General features: G+C 47.2%; 23 protein-coding genes. 3 read left to right on the forward strand and 20 right to left on the reverse strand.

Features of this window, described 5'->3' with window-relative positions; all coding sequences use genetic code 11:
- The first annotated feature begins 10 nt into the window (after nucleotides 1-10).
- Nucleotides 11-1,414 (forward strand): tRNA uridine-5-carboxymethylaminomethyl(34) synthesis GTPase MnmE, encoded by a 1,404-nt coding sequence (mnmE, locus tag VNN20_15310; GenBank protein HWP93560.1) that lies wholly within the window; start codon nucleotides 11-13, stop codon nucleotides 1,412-1,414.
- 247 nt (nucleotides 1,415-1,661) lie between these two features.
- Here the strand turns inward: mnmE and VNN20_15315 are convergent, their stop codons facing one another.
- From VNN20_15315 to VNN20_15325, 3 genes are all read right to left on the reverse strand, one after another.
- Complete coding sequence (locus VNN20_15315) at nucleotides 1,662-2,483, reverse strand: aminotransferase class IV (protein ID HWP93561.1); 822 nt, start codon at nucleotides 2,481-2,483, stop codon at nucleotides 1,662-1,664.
- Between the two features lie 157 nt (nucleotides 2,484-2,640).
- Complete coding sequence (locus tag VNN20_15320) at nucleotides 2,641-3,960, reverse strand: anthranilate synthase component I family protein (GenBank protein HWP93562.1); 1,320 nt, start codon at nucleotides 3,958-3,960, stop codon at nucleotides 2,641-2,643.
- Nucleotides 3,961-4,089: 129 nt separating this feature from the next.
- Nucleotides 4,090-5,781 (reverse strand): electron-transfer flavoprotein:ubiquinone oxidoreductase, encoded by a 1,692-nt coding sequence (locus VNN20_15325; protein HWP93563.1) that lies wholly within the window; start codon nucleotides 5,779-5,781, stop codon nucleotides 4,090-4,092.
- 242 nt (nucleotides 5,782-6,023) lie between these two features.
- Here VNN20_15325 and VNN20_15330 point away from each other — a divergent pair, with 242 nt between their 5' ends.
- Nucleotides 6,024-6,194: a hypothetical protein gene (locus tag VNN20_15330; GenBank protein HWP93564.1), complete on the forward strand. Its 171-nt coding sequence runs from the start codon at nucleotides 6,024-6,026 to the stop codon at nucleotides 6,192-6,194.
- A gap of 114 nt (nucleotides 6,195-6,308) precedes the next feature.
- Here the strand turns inward: VNN20_15330 and VNN20_15335 are convergent, their stop codons facing one another.
- The 13 genes from VNN20_15335 to dnaA form a co-directional block, all read right to left on the reverse strand.
- The gene (locus tag VNN20_15335; GenBank protein ID HWP93565.1) at nucleotides 6,309-7,418 is read right to left on the reverse strand and encodes a lytic transglycosylase domain-containing protein; all 1,110 of its coding nucleotides are present in this window, start codon (nucleotides 7,416-7,418) and stop codon (nucleotides 6,309-6,311) included.
- Between the two features lie 158 nt (nucleotides 7,419-7,576).
- Nucleotides 7,577-8,335: a DsbA family protein gene (locus tag VNN20_15340; protein ID HWP93566.1), complete on the reverse strand. Its 759-nt coding sequence runs from the start codon at nucleotides 8,333-8,335 to the stop codon at nucleotides 7,577-7,579.
- 35 nt (nucleotides 8,336-8,370) lie between these two features.
- On the reverse strand, nucleotides 8,371-9,240 hold the full coding sequence (locus VNN20_15345; GenBank protein HWP93567.1) for a prephenate dehydrogenase/arogenate dehydrogenase family protein: 870 nt from the start codon (nucleotides 9,238-9,240) through the stop codon (nucleotides 8,371-8,373).
- Between the two features lie 7 nt (nucleotides 9,241-9,247).
- A complete protein-coding gene (gene hisC / locus VNN20_15350) occupies nucleotides 9,248-10,336 on the reverse strand; it encodes a histidinol-phosphate transaminase (GenBank protein HWP93568.1) in 1,089 nt (362 codons plus the stop codon).
- 185 nt (nucleotides 10,337-10,521) lie between these two features.
- Nucleotides 10,522-11,604 carry a prephenate dehydratase gene (pheA, locus tag VNN20_15355; GenBank protein ID HWP93569.1) on the reverse strand — a complete coding sequence of 361 codons (1,083 nt, stop codon included), beginning with the start codon at nucleotides 11,602-11,604 and terminating at the stop codon, nucleotides 10,522-10,524.
- Between the two features lie 78 nt (nucleotides 11,605-11,682).
- A complete protein-coding gene (locus VNN20_15360; protein HWP93570.1) occupies nucleotides 11,683-12,201 on the reverse strand; it encodes a bifunctional nuclease family protein in 519 nt (172 codons plus the stop codon).
- A 244-nt stretch (nucleotides 12,202-12,445) separates the two neighbouring features.
- Complete coding sequence (locus VNN20_15365; GenBank protein HWP93571.1) at nucleotides 12,446-12,709, reverse strand: cupin domain-containing protein; 264 nt, start codon at nucleotides 12,707-12,709, stop codon at nucleotides 12,446-12,448.
- Nucleotides 12,710-12,730: 21 nt separating this feature from the next.
- Nucleotides 12,731-13,639 (reverse strand): type II secretion system protein GspN, encoded by a 909-nt coding sequence (gspN, locus tag VNN20_15370; protein HWP93572.1) that lies wholly within the window; start codon nucleotides 13,637-13,639, stop codon nucleotides 12,731-12,733.
- Nucleotide 13,640: 1 nt separating this feature from the next.
- Nucleotides 13,641-14,231: a hypothetical protein gene (locus VNN20_15375; protein HWP93573.1), complete on the reverse strand. Its 591-nt coding sequence runs from the start codon at nucleotides 14,229-14,231 to the stop codon at nucleotides 13,641-13,643.
- The gene (gene pilM, locus VNN20_15380) at nucleotides 14,232-15,725 is read right to left on the reverse strand and encodes a pilus assembly protein PilM (GenBank protein HWP93574.1); all 1,494 of its coding nucleotides are present in this window, start codon (nucleotides 15,723-15,725) and stop codon (nucleotides 14,232-14,234) included.
- A 113-nt stretch (nucleotides 15,726-15,838) separates the two neighbouring features.
- Complete coding sequence (locus VNN20_15385) at nucleotides 15,839-16,492, reverse strand: ComF family protein (protein ID HWP93575.1); 654 nt, start codon at nucleotides 16,490-16,492, stop codon at nucleotides 15,839-15,841.
- Between the two features lie 219 nt (nucleotides 16,493-16,711).
- Nucleotides 16,712-17,812, reverse strand: coding sequence for a DNA polymerase III subunit beta (gene dnaN, locus VNN20_15390; GenBank protein HWP93576.1), 1,101 nt, complete (start codon nucleotides 17,810-17,812; stop codon nucleotides 16,712-16,714).
- Nucleotides 17,813-18,027: 215 nt separating this feature from the next.
- Nucleotides 18,028-19,530 (reverse strand): chromosomal replication initiator protein DnaA, encoded by a 1,503-nt coding sequence (gene dnaA, locus VNN20_15395; GenBank protein HWP93577.1) that lies wholly within the window; start codon nucleotides 19,528-19,530, stop codon nucleotides 18,028-18,030.
- Nucleotides 19,531-20,088: 558 nt separating this feature from the next.
- Here dnaA and VNN20_15400 point away from each other — a divergent pair.
- Nucleotides 20,089-20,217: a hypothetical protein gene (locus VNN20_15400; GenBank protein HWP93578.1), complete on the forward strand. Its 129-nt coding sequence runs from the start codon at nucleotides 20,089-20,091 to the stop codon at nucleotides 20,215-20,217.
- 51 nt (nucleotides 20,218-20,268) lie between these two features.
- Here the strand turns inward: VNN20_15400 and VNN20_15405 are convergent, their stop codons facing one another.
- The 4 genes from VNN20_15405 to VNN20_15420 form a co-directional block, all read right to left on the reverse strand.
- Nucleotides 20,269-21,606, reverse strand: coding sequence for an MFS transporter (locus tag VNN20_15405; GenBank protein ID HWP93579.1), 1,338 nt, complete (start codon nucleotides 21,604-21,606; stop codon nucleotides 20,269-20,271).
- 97 nt (nucleotides 21,607-21,703) lie between these two features.
- Entirely contained in the window at nucleotides 21,704-24,382 is a 2,679-nt protein-coding gene (locus tag VNN20_15410; GenBank protein HWP93580.1) for an AMP-binding protein, read from the reverse strand.
- A 185-nt stretch (nucleotides 24,383-24,567) separates the two neighbouring features.
- Nucleotides 24,568-25,167: a TetR/AcrR family transcriptional regulator gene (locus tag VNN20_15415; GenBank protein ID HWP93581.1), complete on the reverse strand. Its 600-nt coding sequence runs from the start codon at nucleotides 25,165-25,167 to the stop codon at nucleotides 24,568-24,570.
- A gap of 696 nt (nucleotides 25,168-25,863) precedes the next feature.
- Nucleotides 25,864-26,316: a transcriptional repressor gene (locus tag VNN20_15420; GenBank protein HWP93582.1), complete on the reverse strand. Its 453-nt coding sequence runs from the start codon at nucleotides 26,314-26,316 to the stop codon at nucleotides 25,864-25,866.
- Between the last annotated feature and the right edge of the window lie 35 nt (nucleotides 26,317-26,351).

A 26,351-nucleotide genomic window follows, 5' to 3' on the forward strand; every position in this document is an offset into this window, starting at 1 on the left:
TATTGAAAATATGGTTCGGATTTCGCTTCCCCATCAGGATACAATAGCAGCGATAGCCACGCCGCCCGGGGAAGGTGGCATCGCCATTATCAGGATAAGCGGTCCTCGCACGCTAGAACTCCTGAATAAGATATTTAAGAGGGTAAACAATAAAAGTGTATTTGAAATGAGCTCTCACCGGCTATACCGAGGCCGGGTAATCGACCCGGCCTCGGAAAGGGTTTACGACAATGTCTTATCTGTCTTCATGAAGTCTCCCCGCTCCTATACCGGAGAGGATGTAGCGGAGATACATACCCACGGCGGCCACCTGGTCCCCAAAAAAGTATTGGAGCTTCTATTCAGATATGGAGCGAGGCCGGCTAGCCCCGGCGAATTCACCCTGAGAGCCTTCCTCAACGGAAGAATGGACTTGGCCCAAGCTGAGGCCGTTTCCGATGTAGTAAATGCGCAAACCGAAGAGAGTTTGAAGCAGGCGGAGTTGCAAATGGAGGGCGTTCTTTCGAGAAGGATCTGGGGGTTTAGAGACACCGTTCTGGACATACTGGCCGAAGTGGAGGCGCAGGTGGACTTCCCCGAGGAGGATATCGACCCTATCATCAAAACGACGATGATAGAGCGTACCACCGACCTTATAGCCCAAATGGATAATCTACTGGCTTCGTATGAAGAGGGAAGGATACTCAAATATGGGGTTTATACCGCCATCTTGGGAAAGCCAAATGTGGGAAAATCAAGCCTTTTAAACCGGCTACTGATGAAAGAGAGGGCGATTGTAAGCCCGCATCCCGGAACCACCAGAGACTTTATAGAGGAAACACTGGACGTGAGAGGAATTCCTCTCAGGCTTGTGGATACCGCTGGACTTAGAGCCACTGCCGATGAGGTGGAAAAGGTAGGAGTGGAGCTGGCAAAGAAAAAGGGCAGCGAGGCTGAACTAGTCATTGCGGTAGTAGATGGGAGCTTAGGCCTTGACGGAGACGACCTCGAGGTTATAAAATGCTTAGACCTTAAAAAATCCATCCTGATTATAAACAAAACCGACCTTCCGCCACAAATTTCTGAGGAAGACGTTTCCAAATTCTATCCTCGAGAGTTAATCGTCAAGACCTCGGCAAAGTCCGGGCTGGGCATAGAAGAACTCAAAACCAAGATACATGAGGTTATCCTGGGTAAAAACAACCGCTCCGAGTCTGCGGAAATCGTCTTGACCGAGCAGAGACATAAAGTAGCGATTCAAAAAGCTAGGGTAAGCCTGCTCTCTTTCCTGAAAGCCCTTGACCGCTCCGAATCGCCCGAATTTCTGGCTATCGACCTGCGTAGCGCCCTAGATTCACTGGGTGAAATCACCGGGGAAACCACAACCGAGGACGTCCTGGGAAGGATATTCAGCAAATTCTGTATCGGGAAATAAGTGGCTTAGCTAATGTTTCACGTGAAACATTCACAGGCTGTGAATAAAATTTTACACGACTATGGACAATAACGGAAAATAAAATTCAATGTCTTATGATACTTAGATAAATTCATTTTCTTGGTCTCAAAACTATCCACAATTCATCCACAAGAAAATTCGGTTTGTGCACATATTTCCCACAACTTTTATACCGGTAAGAATGGTAGATAAGCCCAAATAAAACTGATCGAAGGTCTAGCTCCAGTCATATCTTTAATGGCCATTCGAGTCTATCACAAAGGGCCTTTCTGATAGCTAAAAATTCCTTTGACTCGGGCATAAACTCGATCCCATATATATGTGTGGCTGGTATCACCCCTACCAAAGAATTAGAAAAAAATGCCACTTGGGCCGAGATTAAACTAGTTAAATCAAACCTTCCTTCCACAACTTCGATACCGAGATCGGCCGCTAGCTCGACGACGAGGCCTCGAATAACCCCTGGAAGTAGCCCGCATTCCAAAGACGGCGTAAAAAGTACACCCTCTTTTAACCAAAAAATATTGCTCGTGCATCCTTCGCTAATTTCTCCCCTTTCATTAAGGAATATAGCCTCGTCAAAACCGAGTCTAATAGCCTCCCTCCTAGCAATTATGTTCTCTAGGTAATTCAGGGACTTAATACCCACGATAGGCGAAGAAGAGCCACGACTAAAAGTAGAAACGAAGGCCTTAATCGGCGCTTTCGGAGGCCTAAACTCCCTTAAAACGATGAGAAGTGAAGAATTCCCTGGATATTCATGAAAGTGGGTACTTCCACCAGAAAGTAGGCATATTTTTACATAAGCATCGGAGATCCCAGACTCTGAAACGGCGTCTTCGACCAGTTTTTCTATGCGCTCAGGCCCTGGAAAGGGGATCCCCAAAAACTCGGCACCCCTACCCATCCTAGAGAGGTGTCTATCCCATAGAACCGGAAGGCTTGACCTCAATCTGAAGGTCTCAAATACACCTTCTCCATAAGAAAGAGATCTTATGGGTAATCGGTCTGGTATAGGCTCTCCGTTTAAAGAAATATATTCCTTCATGACTCTACCTTGGGTGAACTCATCGCCTTATGCTGCCGTGTTCGCCCGTAATAAGCAGTTTTAAAGAAGCAGGCAATTCGATCTTGGCTGTATAGGGACAACATTTTTGCGCATCCATTCCGGGTAACATTTGGGGTTGAAATGGCCCAATTAACATCTATTCTTCTATTCCCAGGGCTTTATTTATAGCCCGGGCCTTAATTAAAGTCTCCTGGTATTCCTTTTCCGGGTCTGAGTCCCATACAATACCGCCTCCCACCCAGAATGTCCCTTCGGCTTTGTTTAGGACGGGTTCATCGGCCCTGCTTATCCTGAGCGAAGTCGGCACATCTGACCCGTTTAATTCCCTTATTGTTAAAATCCTTATAGCCACGCTCAGGGTAAAATCCCCATTCGGCATAAATATGCCTAGAGCACCGCAGTAAGGACCTCTAAGGTGCGGCTCGAGCTCATCTATGACCTCCATGGCTCTCCTTTTAGGGGCCCCAGTTACCGAGCCAGGGGGAAAGGTAGCGTTTATTATATCGCCGGTCTTGATTCCGTCATTTAGGAGTCCCTCCACCTCCGATACCAACTGATGCACCGTGGAATAAGACTCCACCCGAAATAGGCCGCTCACTTTGACCGTCCCGTATTGGCATATCCTGCCCAAATCGTTCCTCATCAGGTCGACTATCATCAGATTTTCTGCCCTTTCCTTATCACTGCTGAGTAGTTCTGCCCGAAGTAGTGCGTCCTCCTCGGTCGTAAAGGCCCTTTTCCTGGTCCCTTTAATCGGTTTTGTAGCCACTTTCCTCCCTATTTTTCTCACAAATAGCTCCATAGAACCGCTTACAAGCAGAAAGTAGCCAAAGTCTATGTAGCAACCGAAGGGAACGGGCTGCACATTGTACAAGTCAAGTAAGTAAGAAATAGGGGGAGAATTAAAATTAAGTAGAGTTGTAAACCGCTGGGAAAGGTTGACCTGATAAACGTCGCCGCTGGCGATGTACTCCTTCACACTCAAGACCATCTCAACATATTTATCCTTTGTCATATTGCTGTACAGGCTGCCCAGCCGGGCGTCTCTACTACCCAAACCAACGCGTTTTTGTGAAGGAGTTTCGATAATAAGGGGTATCAAGTCCTTGATCTCGCCCGAAATCATGTCCTCCTGCTTATAAAATAGAAAGTAGGTGTCCGGGAAGCGGTACCCCTCTTTTTGGCGGGATACCGTAAGACCATTTTCAGTAAACCTGGAAAACTCATAGCCTAGATATCCCACGGCGATGTACCCCTCGCCCAAGTAACCATCCAGGAGGGAAAGAGGACTACGGCTGGTATTAAACCGCCCCTCGGGCAAAACAACTGTGGTAGATCCCTCAATGGTAAATAGGGAAAGGGAAGGGCTCTTGAATAGGATAAAGGCTTCTTCCTCGCCGTTTAGCCAACCGCCGCCCGAGTCGAGAAAAAGTGAAGAGAAAGGCTTGGGATGCATTTTCGGTAAAGGCCTCTAAGTTTAAACACCGTAAGCGAGGCTAAAATTAAAGGGATGATGAAACTCTTACAGTCCGACGAGGGTCAAACGGCCGCTAGGACATGCTCAGTTTTGCCCTTTCCGCCGCTATCATGTCTGCGTATATTCAGGACCGCTTCCGCCCTCAGGAGGGGTCAGACGTAATCCCTTGGCGTTTATCGCCCCACATTGCACGCAGTTAGTGGGGTCGGTTCTTATCACCTTGTGTCCCCCCTCCTCATGCCATTCATAAACCTGCGCTGGGCACATGTTAATCCAAGCTTCCCCAATCACCTCCGGCACCTCGGCTTTGTAAATTATGTGATTCGGCTGGTTATCCCTGCTTCTGTTGCCGCTGACATAAACGCTGGACAGCTTATCAAACGTGTAGCTATTATCCGGCTTTGGGTACTTCCGGTCACCCAGAAACATAGGCTGTTCGCTATCGGCATGGGACTTAAACCGCCAACCGGGGAATAAACCGCCGGTAACGGTCATCAGCCCGGCGAGTATGAAACCGGGTACAAAGCCGTATTGGAATGCCTGTCTCATATTCCGCACCCGATAAAGGTCCTTCCATATAAAACTGTTTTTTACTGCCTGGTCGTACTTGACCAAGGATTTAGGTGCTGCCGGGTCGCGGCCTTCCTTCAAAGCGGCAAATATGGTCTCGGCCGCCAGGATCCCAGACCACATGGCATAATGAATTCCTTTTAGCGCAGGGACATTGACGAACCCAGCGCAATCACCTATAAACACCCCGCCCGGTACATGCAAACGGTCGGGAAGAGAATAAAAGCCTCCTTCCGGAATGGTCTTGGCGCCCCAGCCGCTCTCCGACCTCTTTCCACCCTCTAAAATCCGCTTGATCAAGGGGTGCAATTTCAATTCCTGTAAAAGATCATGCACCGAAAGAGACGCATCAGCGTAGTCCAAGCCCACTACCAGGCCAATAGAAACCCTATCCTGCCCCATGGGATAAATAAAACTCCCTCCAAATTCCTTATACTTTTTCGCTCCGCGAAGGGGCCAACCCATGGTATGAATGACTCGATCAAGCGGCTTCGGCACCTCCCACACCTCTTTTACCCCGAGTGCATAGATCTGTGGATTCGGCCTCTTCAGATTGAAGTAATTTATGGCCGCCTGGGTGAGGTGCCCGGTAGTGCCCTCGCCGAATACGGTAATCTTCGCCAGGACATCAGAGCCTGGCTGATAATTCTCCATAGGCTTGCCATCACGGTCGAGGCCCTTATCGTCGGTACGGACGCCTTTCACCACCCCGTCTTCTACGACCACCTTCACCCCGGCCATTTCGTTGAAAATCATGACCCCCTTCTCTTCCGCCTTCTGAGCCAACCACTGGGTCATTTTGCTGATTGATGCCACATAGTTGCCGTGATTATTCATGGTGGGCGGGGTGGGCAGGCGGAGATAACTGCTCTCGGTCAAAAAGTAAACCGCCTCTTTGGTCACTTGGTCGAAGAAGGGAAACTCAAACTTGGGAAGGTCGGGAAATAGCTTTCTGAAGGCCACCGGGTTGACTACGGCTCCGGAGACCAGATGCGCTCCCGGATACTTACCCTTTTCCAGGACGGCGATGGGGATTTCACCGAGCGACTCCATCACCCCTGGCTCCTCCTCTAAGAGCTGCGCCAGCCGAATCGCACCAGCAAGGCTGGCCGGCCCGGCGCCGACGAAGAGAATACCTACTTCCACTCGCTCATCTGGGCTTCCGGTGATGCCGGAAACGAATCTATCCTCTTTTATCTCTGGCTTAAACTCTGCTGGTATATTAGACATTTTGCTACTCCCTCCAAATTGAGATTAAACGGTAAGTGGTGCTCTAATTGCAAAAGGGCTTCTCAAATAACATAAACAAAAGTTGATGCTAAAGTCAAGGTGAGTATGAGCCGAAAATAGCATATGCAGTATGCAAAGAGGGATTGGAATCCAGAAGGGTACTTAATACTGTATATATCATATATAAAGTATAGCTAATATATTAATCAGAACTCGACTCCGATGTGGGTTAGGCCGAAAGCATGGCCGTAACCGAATTTCCGGGTTTTAGATTATTAAAAGAGAATCTGGTAATAAACGAGCTTTTCCTTTATATTCAGATTAAGCTGACAGCAAGCCTGCCCGGAACAAGAGATTGCTTCGCCGGCAAACGAATTATGATTTTTGAGGGGTTCATTCTTCTCCCGGTTTAACCGGTGGACCCGCTAAGAGTGAACGGTTTTATTACTTTTTTCTAGTGGATGCAGCACCCGCTGGGAATGAGGAATAAAAACCTTCACCCTGAGTCCTGGGGCAAAGTTTCCCCATCATCGGTTTGATGTGACCAGCACCTCTTCTATTCCCAGTTCACCGCTTTTTAGGGATTCTCCGTATAGCTTAGCCTGCTCAAGAGTGGCAAATGTTCCCACCCTCACCCTGTACCAGGTCCCTTTGCCCGGTAAATCGGTTTTTTGTATGTATGCCGGAAGTGATTTTGCCTTCAATGACTGCTCCATCCTTTGAGCCTCTTCCAATTGCGGAAAGGAAGCTATTTGAACGGTAAACCTGCCGGTTGCGGAGTCAGCCGGAACGACCGACGGTGCAGTTTTAACCGCAGCGTCGCTTATCACTGCCTCTGCTACCAGGTTATTATCGGCGGTTGAAGGTTTTTTATCTTCTTTTTTTGCCTCGTCGGCAGAAAACTTCTCTTCCTTTGTTGGCTCGGAATTCTTCTTGATACCCGGTCCAATGTTGTTAACTGTATACTTCTGGTCCACTTTTTCATCCTTGTTATCGGCTTGCCCGATAAGGCTATTTTTAAGATTATTGTAGTGAACTAGCACCTTGTCCACATAATCCATGGTTTCGTTGTAAGGAGGGATGGCGTATCCGTACTTAACCACTGCATTCTCTCCGGCATTGTAACCGGCAAGGGCAAGGCTTATGTTTCCGTTAAACATGTCTATTAATTTCTTCAGGTATCTCACTCCCCCCATTATGTTTTCAGAAGGGTCAAAAGGGTTAGTTACGCCCTGGTTCCTGGCCGTCTCGGGCATGAGTTGCATGACACCCATAGCTCCCTTTGGAGACACGGCCTTGGCATTAAAATTCGATTCCACCTTTATAATTGCTTTTACCAGGTAGGGGTCTATCCCATGCCAATTCGCCGTCTTATTGATATGGTCATCGTACTCTTTTGAGTACTTGAAGCTGCCAAAAAGACCTTTCCTTTTGGGGTTATAATCCTCATGCTTTATGATTATGCGTTTATAACCCTTTTCGATAGGCGGTATATTCGTATACACGATAACGCCACCCTTGTATTTATGGTAATAGGTAGCGGCAGGTGATGAAGAAGTTGGGAAATTTAGGGTAAGAAAAGAAACTGAAAGAACAAAAGCAAACGAAGAAACAAGCCTGGTCGTGCTTCTCTTCATAAGCTCCCCATCCTCCTTAACCCAAAGCGTAAGCTACCCTTTCGGCTAAGACTATTTATTCTCCGGCAAGTTTATATCTGATGTTTTATTATGTCAATAACCATCGGGGGTTAGAAAGAAAAAGTATTCAGGAGGGAAAAGCCCTTTACGGTCAAGCACTAGCTTTTATTTTCTTCCAGGAGCTTATCGATCTGAGTCTTGAATACTGGAAAAGGCATCGAGCCCCTTATGTAGTAGCCGACTAACTCGTTTCCGTCCTCGGTTTTGCCCACAAAAAAGCTGGGAGTGCCCCTAACCCCATACTTCCGGCCGTCCTCGAGATCCTTGTTTATCTTGGCTTCGAATTTTTTCTCGTTGACGCATTTCTCGAATTGTTCATAGTCGAGGCCCTCTACCCCTTTGGCAAAACTTAGCGTGTTTGCAGTGTCCAGCTTATCCGGATTCTCGAATAAGAAGTCGTTGAACTCCCAGTACTTTCCCTGTTCGCCGGCACAGTTCGCCGCGTGCGCTGCGGGCACGGCCTGTTTATGAAAATCTAAGGGATAGTCTCTGAACACATATCTTACCTTTCCCTTGTTTATGTATTCCTCCTCAATCTGGGGAAGTGTTTGCTGGTGGAACCTTCTACAGAACGGACACTGGTAATCGCTAAACTCCACAATAGTCACCGGCGCCTTGGGGTCGCCCTTCATTGGGGCGTTTTCGATGCTTACCCTGACCTCACTCGGCTGCTCCGGCTGGGCTGGGGCGGCAGCCTTTGGAGATTGTATCTTTTTCATTTCCTGTAGGGCAGTAGCTATTTGATTTTTCTGGTCACTAAGATCGTTCTTGAGATTGATAAGGTCTTTCGCTATCCAGGCGTTAAGCCCTAAGGTAAGCAATACCAGGATGAGAATCGCTATATTTATCGCCTTCATGGTTTCTAAACTTTAACCCAACTATACAAACTATGTCAAGGAATTGTTTTTTTATTTATACGTTCTCTAACCCCTGCCGCTAGTCTAAGCTCCTCCGTCAAGCCCTTCAAATCTTCTTCCTCGACCATCCTTTCTATCACTCCTAGAGCCTTCTTGAATTCTTTTATAGTTGTCAATACGTTCTCCTTGTTGCTGAGAAATATCTCACCCCACATGCCAGGAGAGCTTGCGCCGATTCTGGTGTAGTCCCTTAGCCCTCCGCCGGCAAATTCGAGCATATTCTCGGACTCTTCTTGAGATGCGATCGAGTTCAACAGGGCGTAGGCAACCACATGAGGAAGGTGACTGACGAAGGCAAAGACCCGGTCATGGGTTTCTACGTCCATCGAGAAAACCCGAGACCCGACAGACTCCCAGAGATTTTTCACCTTAGCCAAAGCATCCGGGTTGGTTTTCGGAGTGGGCGTCAGAATACATCTCTTTCCACGAAAAAGGCCGGAATCGGCAGCCTCGACCCCAGAGCGCTCCGTTCCGGCTATGGGATGTCCGCCCACAAAATAAAGATGAGGCGGTAAAAAGCCCTCGATCTCATTAACTACCTTTCCCTTGACGCTTCCCACGTCTGTGACGATTGTTCCCTCAGAAGCTAAGGATGAAACCGTCCTAGCTATCGTGGGAATAGTGGATACATAAGTAGCGACCACCACGACTTCCGAATGTTTGACCGCATCTTCAAGTTCTTTAGAGCCGGAGTCGATTATCCCCTTTCTGGCAGCATATTCCAGAGTCTCTTCATTTATATCAACCCCACAAACCTCGCCCACCTGTCCTGTCTTTTTTAAAGCCCAGGCTAGCGAACTTCCTATGAGGCCGAGACCGACTATGCCGATCTTTTTCCACTTCATCTCGAATTCATCTCTCTAGCACCTTTTTAATAGCCTTGATAAACCTCTTGTTCTCCCGGGGCAATCCAATTGTCACCCGGATATGGGTTTTAAGTCCGTATCCCCCAACAGGTCTTACTATCACCCCTTCCCTAAGGAGGGCATCGTAAACAGGGATTGCGTCAGAACCCAAATCCACCAGTATGAAGTTGGTGAAGGATGGGGCAAAGGGAAGATTTATTTTTCTAAGCTCATCGGTTAAATAGGCCAGTCCCTCCTTGTTAATATCCCTGGACCTGGCCACATGCTCATTATCGTCAAGGGCGGCATAGGCGGCCACCTGCGCCAGGGAATTTACGTTAAAAGGCTCCCTTACCCGATTCATGTAAGAGATAATCTCCTCCGAAGAAACCCCAAATCCTAGCCTCAGTCCGGCAAGTCCATAAATTTTGGAGAAGGTTCTGACCGTAATAATGCACTTCCCGAGCTTATGATAGTCAAGCGAATTGGGATAACCCGGGTCATCCACATAGTCAAAGTAGGCCTCGTCTATGACCACGATTATGTCTTCCGATACCCTATCCAAAAACCACTCTAGCTCTTCTCTTCTTACCATAGTGCCGGTAGGATTATTCGGGTTTGCGATAAACACCGTCTTTGTCCTAGCGGTGATTCGCTTAAACATATCCCGGAGGTCGTGAGTAAGGTCGGGCATCGGGGATATAACCGCCTTTGCCCCGACTGCCTGCGTGACTATTGGAAAAACAATAAATGCAAACTCTCCCATGACCGCCTCATCACCGGGTTTCATGAAGGTCCGGGCAACTAGTTCTATTATCTCATTCGAGCCGTTTCCGAAAATGAGCTCATCCGGTTTTACCCCTAGCCTCTCGGCAAGCTTGTGCCTGAGATAAAATGTATCCCCATCCGGGTAGCGGTGCATTTTAACCAAGGCCTCTGATACGGCACTCATCGCCAGCGGAGATGGGCCGATAGGGTTTTCATTCGAGGCAATCTTTATTGCATCCTTAATCCCCAGCTCGCGCTCCAGCTCTTCAACCGGCTTTCCCGGAACGTACGGAATCAGGTCTTTTACGTATTCATTTGGCTTTATCAATGAGTCCTCCAGAAGTAGCGTAGACGGTTTGAGATCGGTCTATATAATACCAGAAAGGTATCTCAATTTAGAATCCGGAAGGAAGCTTAGTCTTATTAGTTGGAAGGCGTTTTGCTCTCTTGTAGAGAATACAGCCCTTCGCTTCTACTAATCCTTTCAAAAAATATTAGCCAATTTCTTCTAGTTCACTCGCTTTTCCCACTGGGATAAGAGCCCAAGACCTTCAAGAAAATACAGTTTTTCTCCACTGCGGAAAGAACACTCCGAATCCCTTCGTCTTCACTATGACCCTCGAAATCGACGAAGAAAACGTACTCCCACGGCCTTCCTTTGGATGGCCTAGATTCGATCTTGGTCAGATTTATCTGAGCTTCAGCAAAGGGTAGGAGTGCTTTTTGAAGCGCGGCCGGTTCATCCTTTAGAGAAAACACTATCGATGTTTTGTCCGACCCGGTTGGGCAGGAATGCATACGTCCGATTACCAGAAACCTAGTCGTATTCCCCGGGTTGTCCTCTATGTGTCGCTCCAGTATTTTCAGCTTGTAAATAGTTGCGGACAGCTCTCCGGCTATGGCCGCTATTTTCTTATCGCGTGAGGCAAGCTGCGCCGCTTTTGCCGTACTGGTGGTCTCACGGAGTTCTACATGTTTAAGGTTATGGCTCAGCCATCTCTTGCATTGTCCAAGGGCTTGTGGGTGTGAGGCAACCACTTCGATGTTTTTTATATCGTCAGTCTTAGACAGTAGGAAATGGCTGACCCTTTCGAAAAACTCCGATGAAACACTGAGGTCAGATGCTATAAAACGGTCGAGAACTCCCCCCACCGAACCTTCCATGGAGTTTTCCACGGGCACAACCCCGAAAGACGCCCTATGTTTCTCCACCTCCTCAAAAACCTCCTCAAAGCTAGGAACCGGGTCAAAATCGACCGATGCTCCGAACTCATGAAAAGCCGCCTGGTGCGAGAAGCTGCCCTCCGGTCCCAGATAGGCAATCCTGACCCGATTCTGAATGGAACGGCAACCGGAGATAATCTCCCGGAAAATAGAAATTATTGACTCTTTAGATAGAGGGCCCCTGTTTATCTTTGTGATATTTTTCTCAATCTCTCTCTCCCTGGCCGGGTCATATACACTGAACGAGTTCTCCTTCTTGAGCTTACTTATCTCGATAGCAACCCGCCCTCGCTCGCTCAGGAGTTCGAGTAACTTTCTATCTATCTCATCTATCCTTTTTCGCAGATTTTCTAAAGCTTCTGAAGAACTCATTATTTTTCTCAATTTTAGAATTCGGATTGCGGAATAAAGATTTTAAAGCCGAAATCTAAAACCTGCAATCCGCAATCGCTAAGTTCCTCTTTTCTCACCCTCCGTTTCTGGAGGTGCCGCCCTCTCTAAAACCGACTTCTTCACGAATATCGGCGCCCCCATACGGGATGCCAGGGCTATGGCATCGCTGGGACGAGCATCCACCTTCGATACCGAGCCGTTCAAAGACACCTCAATCTGAGCGTAGAAAACCTGGTCGCGTAGGTCTACAATTACTATTCTCTCTACTTTTCCCTTCATTGCCCTCACTATTGCCGCAAACATGTCGTAAGTGAGCGGACGAGGCGCTACCTCACCGGAAAGGCCGAGCTCTATGGACCTTGCCTCACAGAGGCCTATCCAGATGGGTAAAACCTTTTTATTCTCCTTGTCCGAAAGGAGCACGACCGGGGTTTGGGCCTGCGGGTCAAATCCCAGCCCCTTTATAGTCATTTCCTCCTCCTCCACTGTAACCCCCTTCTCCTCGGCTCGAGTGAAAACACTGAACATAAGTACTAAAAATACAAAAATTGCCTTAAATAGAGAATACTTATTCATGATCTATACCTCCTCAGAGTTAGCATAGCATAAAATGACGGGAAAAGTATGGAAAAATATAGTCGGTTGACTTACACTAGCCACCCAGTCAAATGCTCAAAGAATGTTTTGCGTAATTGCACCAAAGCTCCAGTCAGTATACAAAAAGAATCCCATCATGAGTAGGTCGGACACCTTAGGTTTTTAAGTTATGGATTCCCGCTAGGAAACCACGGTACTGACGGTTGCCGTCAATTATGGTCGGCTACTTTTCAGCGATTACATAGCGGCAGCCCTCGGGGCCTATCTTGGCCGAATGTACGGTTTCCTTTGGAACATCAAACCGGTCTCCGGCCTTGTATGTCCTGGTGACTCCTTGACAGGTGACAGTGATTTCACCCTCCAAGACTATGTGGGCGGTTACGCCGGAATGTGTATGGTCGGGATAAAAGGCGTTCGGACGGTCCTGCCATACAAAGATGTTCGAGAAACCTTCCCTACGAAGCTTTTTCTCCAATTCTCTATCCATAGTAATCAATCAAGCCCAGGGCTAAAACCGGCTCGGGTTGCTCGACTCCTTCACTAATCTGGGATTGAAAAAGGTACCGGCGATCTTGGCTCCAAGACTTCCATCGTCCTGCGGAGCCAGGTACGATGCTAGAAACTTCTTGAAGACCTCCTGCTTGGGCCCGGTTAGCTGAAGTTGCATCCAGAGATCGACCTTGCCCCCCTTCTCTATGCTCCAAAGAATAGGCGCAGTCCCGGTAAGCATGAGGTCAACGCCGTCTCCCTTGAACCTTAACTCCTCAATTTTAGTAATGTTACCCTCTATGCTACCCCTCAAGTTGGACTGGATATCATCAAAATCGGGGAGCACTAGGCCTTTAATCCTCAATTTTTTAATCCCCAGGCTACTGACTTTGAAGGCGAATTCCCCATCTGCCGGAGGCAGGAATGTGACAGAAAAATCCCCCTCCAGAAGGCCATGGAAGGACGGTGTCTCCCTGCCAAAATCAATCGCAATTATAGAGGGAATCGTTTCTACATTAATACCGGTTATCCTTGCCTGAGCCTCCTCTAACTTGTTTGTTTTTGGATTATAAACTATCGTCCCGATGGTCTTCCCTCCCAAAAGATGAGCCTCAAAAGGAAGCTTTAATTTATCAGAGATGAGAAGACCGAAAAGTGACGGGGCAAGTTTCAACTCCTCAATGCCCAGGACAGGTTTTTCGGCCTTGTAGAGCGTAATGTTATGGATTTTCATGTTGAAAATGGGGGAAACGCTTACCCTATCTATCTGGGCTTCGAGACTGGTCCTGGCCTCTATTTCACCAGCGATTCTATCCTTCAGGTCTTCTAAGGGTATAGTCAGGTAAAAGGACACCAAAAATGCAAACAGGAAGAATAGGGCGTATAATGAACGGCCAAGGTATCTGGATTTTAATAATTTTTCTTTCATCTTAGCTTACCTGTTTGAATTTAAAAGTAGACACTCGGAAAGAAGCATCGAGCAAATTGGGGTTATCAAACCTGGTCCGTATTCGAAATTTGGACACTTTTAGAAAATTGGGATTTGTCTGAATCTTGTAGAGCAGCTCCACCGCCTTGTTGAGGGGTATTTTCTTTATATCCACGTCTACGCTTTTTTCGTCGTATAAATCACCGGAAGTGTCGGTACGGGAACTAATGGAAAAGTTGCTTCTGTCGACCTGGACATCCACCAAAACCTTCTCCACGACCGATATTAAAGCCACATCCTCCGTTTTTATCTTGCTTGTAACCTCTTCTAGCCTGCGCTTAGACTCGACGTATTCCTGCCGGAGTGACTGGATTCTTTTTAAGTCCGCTTCCAGCGCAATTGCCTTCTTCTCCAGCCTCGCTTTTCCCGATGAAAAAGACTGAAAGATTATGTAGATGATTAATATGAAGAGTACTCCCGCGCCTAAAAGTACCGCCTTTCTGTCCCTCTCCGATGCCAGCAGACGCTGTATCCTTTCACTCCACTGATTTGAAAGATTTTTAATAGATTCAAAAAAATTATTTATGTCCATTTATCTCAATACCAGGGATATTTGAAATTTTATCGTATTATTCACCGCAGTCTCGGTGGAGTCCCTATTCACTTTTTTGAACAAGCCTGAGTCGGAAAGAGCCTTCTCTATCCGAGCAACCTCATCGTATGAATTGCACTTGCCTTGAACCTTCACCGTCGAATCATCCAGAAAATTGACCTCGTCCACCGTCAATTTCACTCTTTGTGGAATATTTGCCGATATGTCCCTTAGAATATTCAGCGGGGTGGAGCTTCCCTGTATCCCTTCGATCAACCCCAACTGTTCCCTCACCTTCTTGACCTCGCTCTCCATGAACGCCGCCGGCTTCGGAATTATCTTTACATCGGGAAAGGTCTCTCTCACGTTTTGTTCGATCTGTGCTTCCATCTTGCTTATCCTGTCCTTAAGCTCAAAATAGCCAGCGCCCGATTGGTACATGGACAACAACAATAAAACTAGAAAGAGCACGGCTGGCGCCAAGAAGGTTTTTCTGAGCTCTTCATTCTTACCCGTGTATTTGAATTCCCCCTTTCTCAAGTCCAGGTTACCCTTGCTGAATGTGCATCCGTATAGAGCGAGGGCGAAGGACTCGGCAAAAACGGTGGAATCATCACCCAGCTCCGGGATGAAGAGCTTCTTCACATCCTTCTTAAGTTCCTTCCCCATGAAGTTGGTGATACCAGGCATTAGCGACGTTCCCCCGGATAGAAGGATAGTTTTAACCTCTTCCCTAAGCTCAACTTCAAAAAATTGAATGGTCTTTTTTACCTCGCCGAGCAAGGGAGTAAGCGCTTCCCTAACCACCTCCGGGTTATACCCCTCAAGCCCGCCTAGCTTTATGGACTCTGCCTCTTCCAAAGGGACTCGGAGTGTCTTGCTTATTGTCTCTGTGACTGCATTTCCAGCCTTTGAAGAAGACCTTACCCGTTTAACCCCGCCCTTATCAAAAAGAGTAAAGTTCATGTCGCTGGCCCCAATATCTATCAAGACCAGAGGCCTCTCCTGCACAAGAAAACTGTCCAGCGAGCTAAAAGCAACCGGGGCATAAGTCACTACCCTCGGGTCAATCCCTCCCCGGTCAAAAAATTCCATTAGTCCTTTCAGGCTTTCCTTCTCGAACATACAGACTATGACTTCGCTACCCTTCTCGGTTTTGACAATTTGATATCCGTGGACCTTATCCAGAGGGTCAAATGTGGTCACGTTTTCTAGCTCAAACTGGTATACCTGGTCGATTTTCCTGGGGTCGGAAAAGGGAAAGTTTAGCACCCGGATAGATATGGGGTGATTGAGGATGGAAGTGGCAATATCTCCCCGGGGAAAAGAATTTTGCGTGAATATGGCGTCGACTAGTTCCGATACCTGGTTAGGTGACTCTGGGGTCTTAATCTTCACCCTGGTGAGTAGTTTTGTTTCCCGGAGTCCCCTTTTAACGAGAGCGATTTTTATAGAGTCGCTTCCAATGTCCAGTCCTAGGTATTTACCATACATCTATTATATTAATTAATATTCCAATTTTTAGGTCGAACAATTCAATTTAAGTAAATAACTTAATTATAGCAAATAACTCTAAAGCAAATAGTTTTTAAAGTCAATAAAGTAAATTATCTCTGGGAAGCCCTCAAGAGAGTTAAGACTTGTACTTTAGAAGCCCCTCCTTGAAGAAGCACCCGGGCACATTCGTTCACGGTGGAACCGGTAGTGAATATGTCGTCTACCAGCAGTAAAGATTTTCTATTAATCGCAACCGGATTTACCACGGAGAAAACACCCTTAACGTTTCTCCTTCTCTCCCCTTCGTCAGAAACCTCGACCTGAGGCCTTGTTTCCCTGAGTTTTACCATTACGAACGGGTCAAGGGGTACACCCAGCTTCCTGGTTAAGCCTGAGGCTAGAATCACCGATTGATTGAACTCTCTTTTTCTCAGTTTGCTTACATGAAGGGGAACGGTGACTATTAACTCCACCTCCTCCATGTCTTTTGGATAGTTTTCGCTCATCAAACGTGAAAGAACTCGTCCCAAGCTTAGCTTTCCATTGTATTTAAACTTGTGGAGCATATCCCGTAACAATCCATCATAGTAGGCTACCGAACGGGCCTTTAGAAAATTAAACTCTCCCCGAAGACATCTTCCGCAAAAATGTCTATCGGCTATATCTCTAGGGATCACTGCGTCAACCCGGTGTGGTTGCCCATCTGCCGGACAATCACCGGGGCTCGAACCGGTAAAGTGATCCACGTTGGATGGTTCGGCCACGCGGAATGGAACCCCGCAGCTTAGACAGACGGATCTCTCGTTTATGTAAACTATAAGGCCCTTGCATCTCTTGCATACTTCTCTGTCTCCTGAAGGGTATTCACAAAATGGACAGACATTTGGGAAGATGAGGTCCAGCATTTAATTGCGGATTTCGGATTTGGAATTTCGGATTTAAATTTTTTAATCCGTATTCCGCAATCCGAAATCTAAAATCAATTATACCCTCATTGGCATAATCACGGATATATAATTCTCTTCTCCAACCGGCTTGATTACCGCCGGGCTTAAGTCATCGGTAATTCCCAGAAGAACTTCCTCTTGCCCAATGACTTCTAAAACGTCCATCAAGTATCGAGCGTTAAATCCTACTTCGATTTGGTCGCCCTTAAACCCTACCGGGACGACCTCCTTGGCCTCGCCTATCTCTGGAGATACCGACGCCAATGTCATCTCGTCGTCGCTTAGGCTGAGCTTTACACTCTTTGTTTTATCTGAAGAAAGTAAGGAAACCCTCCTCAACGCACTCAAAAACTCAGCTTGTTTTACCGTAATTGTACTCTTGGTAGCCTCAGGAATAACCTGCTTATAGTCCGGAAATTCAGCGTCTATAAGCCTGACAATGAGTATTATTTCGTCGCTCTCTGCCACAAAAAAGTTCTTGGCAAAACCTATCTGCATGGTTTCAGATAGCTTCACTATCTTTCTAAGCTCTGCCACCCCTTTTTTAGGAACTACCGCATTACAATCCGGCCGGATATCGCTTTTGGTGTTTCTATCGACAAGTGAAAGCCTGTGGCCATCGGTAGCCACTAATCTCAGACTCTTTTTACCGATCTTTTGAAAATAAATCCCGGCTAGATTCCTTCTGAGGTCATCAGGGGAAACAGCAAAAATGGTCTTATTTACCATATCGTCAATAACAGAACTCTCGATAGAGAAAAGATGTTCAGAGGAAACCGATGGAATCGACGGGAAATCTTCGCTGGGTAGACCGGCTATTTTAAACATCGCCGATGACGTACTTAAGCGGGCCCAGTGGTTTCCGACTTCCTCGACTTCAACCTCGCCGTGCGGTATCTCCTTCACAATCTCGTAGAGCTTTTTCGCCGGTAAAGCAATGCTGCCTGTCTTGGTAACTTCGGCATTGCACCAGGCGCACATGGTTGTTTCTAGGTCGGTAGCAGTAAGCCCTAGCTTATTCTTGGATGCATCGACCAAGACATGCGAGAGAACAGGCATGGTTGCCCTTCTTTCCGTGATTCCTTGAATTAGTCCAAGCCTTTCTGAAAATCTCGACGCATCTACTTTGAATTTCATTTTTTCTACCTCTGCTGATTTAGCTATTATATTAAAAGATCGTAGTAGCAGTAGTAGTGGCTGTGATATTGTGGATAAGTATTTTAACCTGCCTATATCACGACATTTTTGGTGTTGATTAGCCTGTTGACAAGCTCATTATTGCATCCACATCCATCCACAGTTTTTTTACGCACAATTTCTTCCACAGTTTTTCCCACAGCTTTTTCCACGCATTATCCACTTCTCAAAGCCTCGATTTTTCTGGATACCAAATCTACTCTGCTCTTGAGGGTTGAGTTTTGGCCCATCTGTGTCTCTATTTTTCTGACGGCGTGGATTACCGTAGAGTGGTCTTTGCCGCCGAATTTTTCTCCTATCTCCGGGAAGGATGCCCCGGTATATCTTCTGGCTAGATACATGGCAATTTGCCTAGGTTCGGCGATGTTTTTCTGTTTCCTCTCCGATTTTAAGTCTTGAATTTTAATCCCGAAGAAGTTAGCTACCTCTTTTTGGATGGACTCTATACTCAGTATTCTTCTACCCTGTTCCTTTATTATGTTTTTGAGCGCCTCTTTGGCCAGGTCTGTGTTGATTTCTGTGTTAAGGAGTCTGGTGTAGGCAATTATATTATTTAGGGTTCCTTCTAGTTCCCGGACGTTTGATGTAATGCTCTCGGCCAAGAATATGGCCACGTCGTTGGGAAGCGATACCCCAGCGGATTCGGCCCTGTTTTTGAGTATCGCCACCTTCGTTTCTATCTCCGGAGGTTGAATATCCGCTATCAATCCCCACTCAAACCTCGATTTCAGTCTTTCTTCCAGATAGGTCATGTCCTTAGGGGATTTATCACAAGTAATTACTATCTGCTTTTTTGATTCGTATAGCGTGTTGAAGGTATGGAAAAACTCCTCTTGAGTGCTTTCCTTACCAGCGATGAATTGTATGTCGTCTATCAGCAGTACATCGCAGCCGAACCGGTAAGTATTCCGAAAGTGCTCCATCTTGTTGGACTTGATGCTGTTAATAACCTGGTTGGTGAAGTGTTCAGCGGATATGCAGCACACCCGGGCCATTCTGGACGTGTTCCTGAGTACGTAGTTACCGATGGCATTGATTAAATGGCTCTTCCCCAGGCCTACGCCGCCGTAAATAAAAAGTGGGTTGTAGATTTCTCCCGGCCTTCCGGCCACGGCAGTGGAAGCAGCGTGGGCAAATTGGTTGCTGGGTCCCACGATAAAGCGCTCAAAAACGTAATTCGGGTTAAGGATGCCGGTGAACAGGGCTTCCTTGTATGGTCCTCTCGGCGCCGAGTCTTCCTCTTCCTCCTGAGCCTGCACGGCCCCTGCGGCTTCCGATACAATCTTTACCTGGTATTTCCTCTGGTAAACCTCTTTTACCGTGTCGGTGATAAAATCCAGGTAATGGTTGTTTATCCAGTCAGTGTCGAATTGGCTATTGGCCTTTAGGGTAATAGAGTCTTCGTTTTGTGAGATTAATTTGAGAGGGGTAAACCAGAAAAGCACCTGGGGGTTCGACTTTTTCTTTATTCTTTCGAGCACATCCTCCCAGGCCACCTTCTCTAGCCTGTTTGTCTCCTTAGGGCTGTGGGATGTATGGCCCTGGGATAGTACTGGAGCTATAAAGCTTGTTTCTCCTTTTCCTGCGGGTTCTCCATACTGGTCAGAGAATAGGGACTTGAGATTGCGGCCTAATGTCACCCTTTTGCTAGTAGCCAAGACTCTCCGAATCCTCCAAAACAGAAAACAACTCTTCCACAGCTTATCAACAGATTGTGGATAACTTTTTAAGGTAGATAGGTTGGTAAGCTTCCCCCCTAAGCTTGTGAATCTAAATCTAACAGATACCAAAAGAGATTGTCAAGGTCTATTTTTAAGTCCAATATTGGCAGGAGGTTAGGATGGTAGGGGCTGACTATTTTTGAATTTAAAAAGGAGCACATTGTAACATAGATGCTATTTAACTTACTGATATAATTGCAAAAAATCTATTTTGTTATTTGAAAAATACCCAGATTTTGATTGAAACCCTTCGTTGTCGCAGTTATGGTTTCAGGTCAATTGCGAGGAACCCTTCAGCAGTCTCAGGGCAAACTCGTGACGAGGCAGTCCCTCTCCGGCACGTCATTGCGAGGGAGTCCTTTGGTAAACTCAGAGCCTGTCCTGAGCGGAGCGTAGGAATAAATTCCACGACCGAAGCAATCTAAATACGCGATTGCCACGCCGCCAAAAGACGGCGGCTCGCAATGACGGAATAAAATAGGATGAGGGGAATAAATGAAGGTGAGGCAGATTGCAACATTGGGTATCAATGCGAGGACCCTGAGGAAAGCGAAGGAGATGAAGCAGCCCGTTGAAAGAAAGACGAGATTTCTTCGCTATAGCAATGACGAGGAGGAGGGATAGTGCCGGCGCCCACAATAACAAAGAGAGAAAAATTGCTAGTATCCTTCTGCGCTAAAAAACGTCCGAGTTCCTAGCCTGCCGCGCCTTTCTTTCGTCGACGAATTGTAGTAGAACAAGGCCTAGTATGAAGAATATGATGACAGAGAGAATGGAATTTCTGGCACTTCCGGTCATCTGGTTTATTCCAGCAAACACAAAAGGGCCCCAGATTGCGGAGAACTTGCTGAAAACGGTATAAAAACCATAAAACTCTGCGCTCGCTCTCTCCGGGATCATAGAGCCGTAGAACGAGCGGCTTAACGCTTGTGAGCCGCCCATCACCAGCCCGGCCATAACCCCGGCGGCAAAGAATTGGGCGGTCGTGTTAATGAAGTAGGCGTATACGACGATAAACGACCAGAGCAGAAGTGTCGCCATAATCGTCTTTTTCGTGCCGGCAAGTTCTGCCAGCTTGCTGAACGCAATCGCCCCGACCGAGGCAACGGCCTGAATGATGAGAACGGTGATGAGAAGGTGTGTAGTAGAGAGCTTGAGCTCTTCCTTCCCATAGATGGTGGCCATGTTGAGCACCGTCTGAATACCGTCGTTATACAGCATGAAGGAGAGAAGAAAGAGGACCAGGTGTCTAAACTTTCGGACGCGCCTTGTGGTTTCTATAAGCCTGGATAAACCGACGGCGGCGTATGCGGCAGGGATGAACCTAAAGCCCTCATAGCCTTTAGGAAGAGACCCGGGGCGGTTATCTTCGGTAAGGGCTTTTGCGGCAAATAATGTAAATCCGGCCCACCAGAGCCCGGCGCCAAGAATGCCGATCCTTACCGCTTGGGTTTGGGAAATCCCGAATATGTGATGAAAAGCAACGAGGCCGAAAGATAGGGCGAGCTGAAGCCCCCCGCCGACGTAGCCGTAGGAAAACCCCTTACCCGAGACCATGTCCATTTTCTCATCGGTGGCTATAACCGGTAGAAACGCATCGTAGAAGACGTTTGCGCCAATAAAGCAAATCTGAGCGATGACAAAAAATGTGAGTGTGCTCCACACATCCCCTGACTTTGAGAAGAAAAGTAATATGGTGAAGAGTGAGCCGGTGTAGGCTAAGAGTAGCAAAAAACGCTTTTTGGCGTTTGCAAAGTCGGCCACGGCGCCTAGGAGCGGTGCCAGGAGAAATGTGATGATAGCGGCTACGCCAATAGCAATTCCCCAGAGGGTGGTGGCTTTGTAGACCGTACCGCCGATACTTATCCCGTCGGGGCCGACAACGACTGAGGCAAAATAGACCGGTAAAAGTCCTACGGCAACGGTCGTAGCGTATGCCGAGTTGGCCCAGTCGTACATACACCAGCCGAAAATCGTCTTGGGGTCGTTTTTAGGAGGATTTGGTTTGTTCATTTTGAGCACTTAGCCGCGTACATACATGAGTTTAGTGAATAAGGCGATGCATGATACATGATGCAGGATAAAGATGTCATGAATCGTGCATCTTCCATCATTCATCCTGTTTTTTTTCAAGCCCCAGCACGGCTTCTTTCCATTTGTCCACCATATCTTGATAAAGGTTCTTCTTATTGTTGTTATCCTCTTTGGGTGGTGGCTTTATCGGGTCTCCCACGGTGATTCTAATCTTGGCAAACCGGAATTCCGGGTGAAGGTGGGAGAGCGTGTCTATGGCACCTTCTATGAGGATCGGCACTATGGGTGCCCCGGTCTCCACGCTCAAGATTCCGGCTCCGAGCCGCGGAGGCATAATTGTACCGGTATTCGTTCTTCCCCCTTCAGGGAATATACATACTACCATATCCCGCTTAAGCCCGGCGTAGCAAAGCCGGAGAGATTCGCCAAGCGTTTGACTGCTGCCGGTGAGGACTACGCGCGCCAGTTTGATAATCCATGAGATAGGGGGCCTCCTAAAAAATTCGCCAAAAGCGAGGAACATAAGCCGGTCGAGCATCCGTCCGGGCATCAAGGCATAGATTAGAATCGGGTCGATGAAGCTCTGATGGTTTGGGCAGATAAGGACGGCACCTTCCCTGGGTATTTTATTTAGACCCTCGATTCTGATTCGAAAAGCGACTCTCAAAATGATAGATGTAATTAACTGAAGTGTTCTCACCAGTAAGCGTTTAACCAAGCCTCGATTGAGGTTAAAAACATCTTCTAGCGGCGGCGAAGGTGGAGTGTCAAACAGGTTCTTTACCAATAAATCTTTTTCTTCTTCGATGTGGGTGTTAATCACTTCGTCCGGCCTGGCCTGCCTAACTTCTTCTATTAGGTTCAGCATATCGCCGATCGTACGCACTCTGGGTAATTCATCCTCTTTCAATTTAACCTCGAACTCTTTTTCCAGAAGAACGGTGACCTCGATTAGAGTGAGCGAGTCAAGCCCCAGGTCAATAGAGAGGTCTTGAGAGGGGTAAAAAGGTCCTTTGATATCCGCAATTTCTTGAAGCCTTTTAAGAAAACGGGCCGAGTACGGCGCCTCTAAGAGCGCTTTTTCTTCGGGAGAAAGGGGTATTTCTTCTTCTCTTGACAGGTACTTTTGGTCCCTCACTAACTTTTCAATCTCTCCTCTCTTTAGTTTTCCAAGCCTGGTTTTGGGGAGCTCATCGTAGAGGATCTGGAGTTCTGTAACCTGCATGTAGGAGGGTAGGCTAGACCCGGTGTTGGCCACTTCAGAACGTATTCGTTCGCGGGTATTGAAAACTCCACGTGCGGCAATTTCTTTTTTCTCCGGCACCACTACCATCAAAAGTCCCCTTACTTCGCCATGGTCAGTTAGCGAGGGAAGGACGCAGATTTCCTTCACCAGAGGGATCTTTTCGTAGTGCCTTTCCACGTCCTCGGGGTATATGTTTTTTCCCGAGGGAAGCACTATGACCTCCTTGGCTCTACCGATAATGGTTATATTCCCTTTTGGGTCGACCATACCCAGGTCGCCGGTATGAAGCCATCCGTGCCTTAGCACCTCACCGGTAGCGGTTTCGTTCTTGTAGTAGCCTCTCATAACGTTGGGGCCGCGGACACATATCTCCCCGACGCCGTCCGGGCCTGGGGAATCTATTCGCACTTCGACCCCGGGCACGGGCCTCCCGGCGGTGCCGGGCATGGGGTTATTCGGACGGGTGATGGATATAACCGGTGATGTTTCGGTGAGTCCATAGCCCTCGAGAATGACAAATCCCAGGTTTAAGAAACGCTCGGATATACCGGCGTCAAGCTTAGCCCCGCCACTGGCGAAGAAACGAAGCTTTCTTCCGAAAGGTTCATGAATCTTTCTAAAAAATATACTTCCGAGCCGAAAACCGGTTTTCTCCCTGACCCATCTTGAGACCGCATAGAGAGACCAGAAAAGCATTCTCCATACTAAGCCCAGGGAATCGACCTTTCTGAAGATCTCCCGGTCGAGCAGGGCGAAGAGCTTTGGTACAGCGGGGAAGATGGTAACACCGGTTTCTCTCATTGCACTCAACAGGTCGGTGCTCTTTAGGGAGTAGGAAAAGGTAATCGTTGCCCCGGCAATCAGCGGAGCCAGAAACCCAACGGTGCAGGAAAAGACGTGATGAAGGGGTAGGATGTTGAGCACGTTGTCCTTGGATGAGACCTTAATCTGGCTCAAGATGGCCTCGACATTGTTCAATATGTTTTTACAGGTAAGTTGAACACCCTTTGGAGACCCGGTAGTACCCGAAGTGAATATTATGGACATCAGGTCATCCGGGTTTAGAGTAGCTGCTTTGAATCCGTTGGTCCGCTCCGCAAAGGAGCTCAGGGACTCGATTGAAATCAATCGAATTGGGGCTTTATCATTGGTAAGGAGCCTTGCCAGTTCATCGAGCTGTTTTTTATCTGCGATAACGGCCTTCGAATCCGAAAACTTCAACAGGGATAGAATGTCTTCCGAGTTTAGCTGTGCATCTAGCGGTATAACCACTCCTCCCAAGAGATGAATTGCCAGATAAGCTATTGCCCATCCCGGAGTATTTGTACCGTATAGCGAGATGTGGTCTCCCCGATTGAGACCTTGCTCTCGGAGTTGAGAAGCTGCCCGTAGACAAAGCCTCCTTAGCTCAAGGTAGGTAATCCGCTGGTAGCCGTCGGGGAGTTTTATTTGAAGAGCGGTCTTTTCCGGCTCTTTTTCTGCCCAATGATTAAGTTTTTCCGCAATCATTTCATTTTTATTAGGTAATGCATTTAACCACAAAGCCTGTGTCGAGCTTAGTCGAGACAGCACAAAGACACTAAGCAAAAATATAGTATATAAAAGTAAGTAGTCAGGATTCAGAATAAAATTTTATCTCCAGCATTCTGGTTTCTAACTCCTAACCTCTGCATTTCGTTTTAACCCCTTATTTCCTATTTGTGCCTTCCTGGTGATAAATTGACCTTTGAATTAAGAGCCCGGAGACTGGCTTCTACCACCTCTTTTGTCTTGCCACTCATTTTTCCCCTTAGTCTCCCGGTTGCTCTAAGCGTTGCCGGCTGAAGGACGATTCCCAGAAGGATCGAGGCGCTCAGTTCGGGGTCATGGATTTTAAACTCGCCGCTTTTAAATCCGGCTCTCACGAAATCGAACACCAGGTTATGAGGATTTAACTTTGGATTAAGCTTATCCTTCTGGGGAAAGTGATGCTCGGATAACAGTATAAATTTGAAGGTGATGGGGTCCTCGTCGAAGAAGGAATAGAAAAACTCGACTGCGGACTTTATACGCTCGGAGAATGTTCCGCCGCCTTGGAGAATAGACTTGAGCAGAGCACCGAATTTTTCCAGTTCGTTTTTGTAGAGAATGAGAGCCATTTCCTCTTTACTGGTGTAATGGCGGTAAAGCGCGCCCTCCGAACACCTCGCCTCACTGGCTATGTCCTTAATGGTTACCTGGTTGATGCCCCTCGAAGCAAAGAGTCTTATCGCCGTTTTCTCGATGGATTCTAGTTTAGTGGTTGGCTTAGCCATTTTATACTGCCACTCTCGATATGAATAAGTGAACATTCACTTACTTATGCATTGTAATTTGTCCGGTGTAATTTGTCCAGTTTCCTTAATTAAGAATTTCCATTAGATTGCCAGGAGTTTTCTAGGGACGGGTGTTTAGACCATTTTTCCCGTCACTTCAGCCCGGTAAGATAATTTCATATCTCATGGAAGGAGAAATCTTAGTGACGAAATATTTTTAGGATTCCTCATATTCATTCGGAATGACAACGTTACAAAACGGAGAAAATCTTAATAACTTGATGAATCACTGCTTAAAATACCATCCTTCGATGGGACTCAGGATGAGCGGATGCTCATCTGCTGAAAAAGCTTTATGAAATAAAAAATACCCGTTCATTCTGAGCTCCGGTCCCCCGGTTAAACCGGGGAAGAATGAACACTTCCAGTCCTGCAGAGTTTATTACTGCGCTAGAGTTTATACAGAGTGTAGTTTAGGTGCTTCAGGACAAGCTCTGAGCTGTGGTCCTCGGTTAAGTCGGTGGGGGCAGAGTTGGGACAGGTTCAAAATGACACCACGTATGGGATTCCTTCGCTAAGTTCACACTGGGTAAAATCCAGTGACTCCTCGCTGTGACTTCTTACACTACTTGAGCGGAGAAGTTCATCACCATAGGAGAGTATTGGCTTAAAGTAGTTGCTTGGAAGTTAGCTAAGCTAGGTTTTTTTCCTTCGACAGTCTCGGCAGATGCCGTTTAGTAATATGGTGTAACCAAGCACCGTGTAATTAGCCAGCGTCTTTTTGGAGAAGTCTAGTTCTCCCAACGTGTGGTCGTAGTAATCTTCCACCTTCTTGCACTCGACGCAAACCAAGTGATGGTGCGGTTCTAAGTTGGCATCGTAACGGGCGGCGTTATAAAGTATGTTTACTACAGATACAAGCCCCAGCTTCTCGAACGTTTCCAATGTCCTGTAGATAGTGGTGAGGGATATATTTGGGTAGTAGTTCCTTATTTTTTTGTAAATGGATTCGGCGCTGGGGTGTTGGTCGGTGTTGGCTAACTCCCGGTATATGGCTACCCTTTGAGGAGTCACTTTGATACCGAGCTCCTTGCATTGATCTATGAAATTGCTTACGCGTTTTTCGATAACTGCGCTATCCAGCCGCATCTCGGTAAACCCATGTATATATTATACTAGTTAAA

It is taken from the genome of Thermodesulfobacteriota bacterium (assembly GCA_035559815.1).
Taxonomy (GTDB): domain Bacteria; phylum Desulfobacterota_D; class UBA1144; order Nemesobacterales; family CSP1-2; genus DATMAT01.

Bases quoted from the DNA above. Each gene is read 5' to 3' on its own strand.
- VNN20_15375 (HWP93573.1), bottom strand. From the start codon at position 14,231: ATGGACATAAATAATTTTTTTGAATCTATTAAAAATCTTTCAAATCAG.
- VNN20_15320 (HWP93562.1), bottom strand. From the start codon at position 3,960: ATGCATCCCAAGCCTTTCTCTTCACTTTTTCTCGACTCGGGCGGCGGT.
- VNN20_15365 (HWP93571.1), bottom strand. From the start codon at position 12,709: ATGGATAGAGAATTGGAGAAAAAGCTTCGTAGGGAAGGTTTCTCGAAC.
- VNN20_15345 (HWP93567.1), bottom strand. From the start codon at position 9,240: ATGAAGTGGAAAAAGATCGGCATAGTCGGTCTCGGCCTCATAGGAAGT.
- pheA (HWP93569.1), bottom strand. From the start codon at position 11,604: ATGAGTTCTTCAGAAGCTTTAGAAAATCTGCGAAAAAGGATAGATGAG.
- VNN20_15340 (HWP93566.1), bottom strand. From the start codon at position 8,335: ATGAAGGCGATAAATATAGCGATTCTCATCCTGGTATTGCTTACCTTA.
- VNN20_15400 (HWP93578.1), top strand. From the start codon at position 20,089: ATGAAGGTGAGGCAGATTGCAACATTGGGTATCAATGCGAGGACCCTG.
- VNN20_15410 (HWP93580.1), bottom strand. From the start codon at position 24,382: ATGATTGCGGAAAAACTTAATCATTGGGCAGAAAAAGAGCCGGAAAAG.
- VNN20_15415 (HWP93581.1), bottom strand. From the start codon at position 25,167: ATGGCTAAGCCAACCACTAAACTAGAATCCATCGAGAAAACGGCGATA.
- dnaN (HWP93576.1), bottom strand. From the start codon at position 17,812: ATGAAATTCAAAGTAGATGCGTCGAGATTTTCAGAAAGGCTTGGACTA.
- VNN20_15335 (HWP93565.1), bottom strand. From the start codon at position 7,418: ATGAAGAGAAGCACGACCAGGCTTGTTTCTTCGTTTGCTTTTGTTCTT.
- VNN20_15315 (HWP93561.1), bottom strand. From the start codon at position 2,483: ATGAAGGAATATATTTCTTTAAACGGAGAGCCTATACCAGACCGATTA.
- pilM (HWP93574.1), bottom strand. From the start codon at position 15,725: ATGTATGGTAAATACCTAGGACTGGACATTGGAAGCGACTCTATAAAA.
- VNN20_15325 (HWP93563.1), bottom strand. From the start codon at position 5,781: ATGTCTAATATACCAGCAGAGTTTAAGCCAGAGATAAAAGAGGATAGA.
- mnmE (HWP93560.1), top strand. From the start codon at position 11: ATGGTTCGGATTTCGCTTCCCCATCAGGATACAATAGCAGCGATAGCC.
- VNN20_15330 (HWP93564.1), top strand. From the start codon at position 6,024: ATGGCCGTAACCGAATTTCCGGGTTTTAGATTATTAAAAGAGAATCTG.
- VNN20_15405 (HWP93579.1), bottom strand. From the start codon at position 21,606: ATGAACAAACCAAATCCTCCTAAAAACGACCCCAAGACGATTTTCGGC.
- VNN20_15420 (HWP93582.1), bottom strand. From the start codon at position 26,316: ATGCGGCTGGATAGCGCAGTTATCGAAAAACGCGTAAGCAATTTCATA.
- gspN (HWP93572.1), bottom strand. From the start codon at position 13,639: ATGAAAGAAAAATTATTAAAATCCAGATACCTTGGCCGTTCATTATAC.
- VNN20_15360 (HWP93570.1), bottom strand. From the start codon at position 12,201: ATGAATAAGTATTCTCTATTTAAGGCAATTTTTGTATTTTTAGTACTT.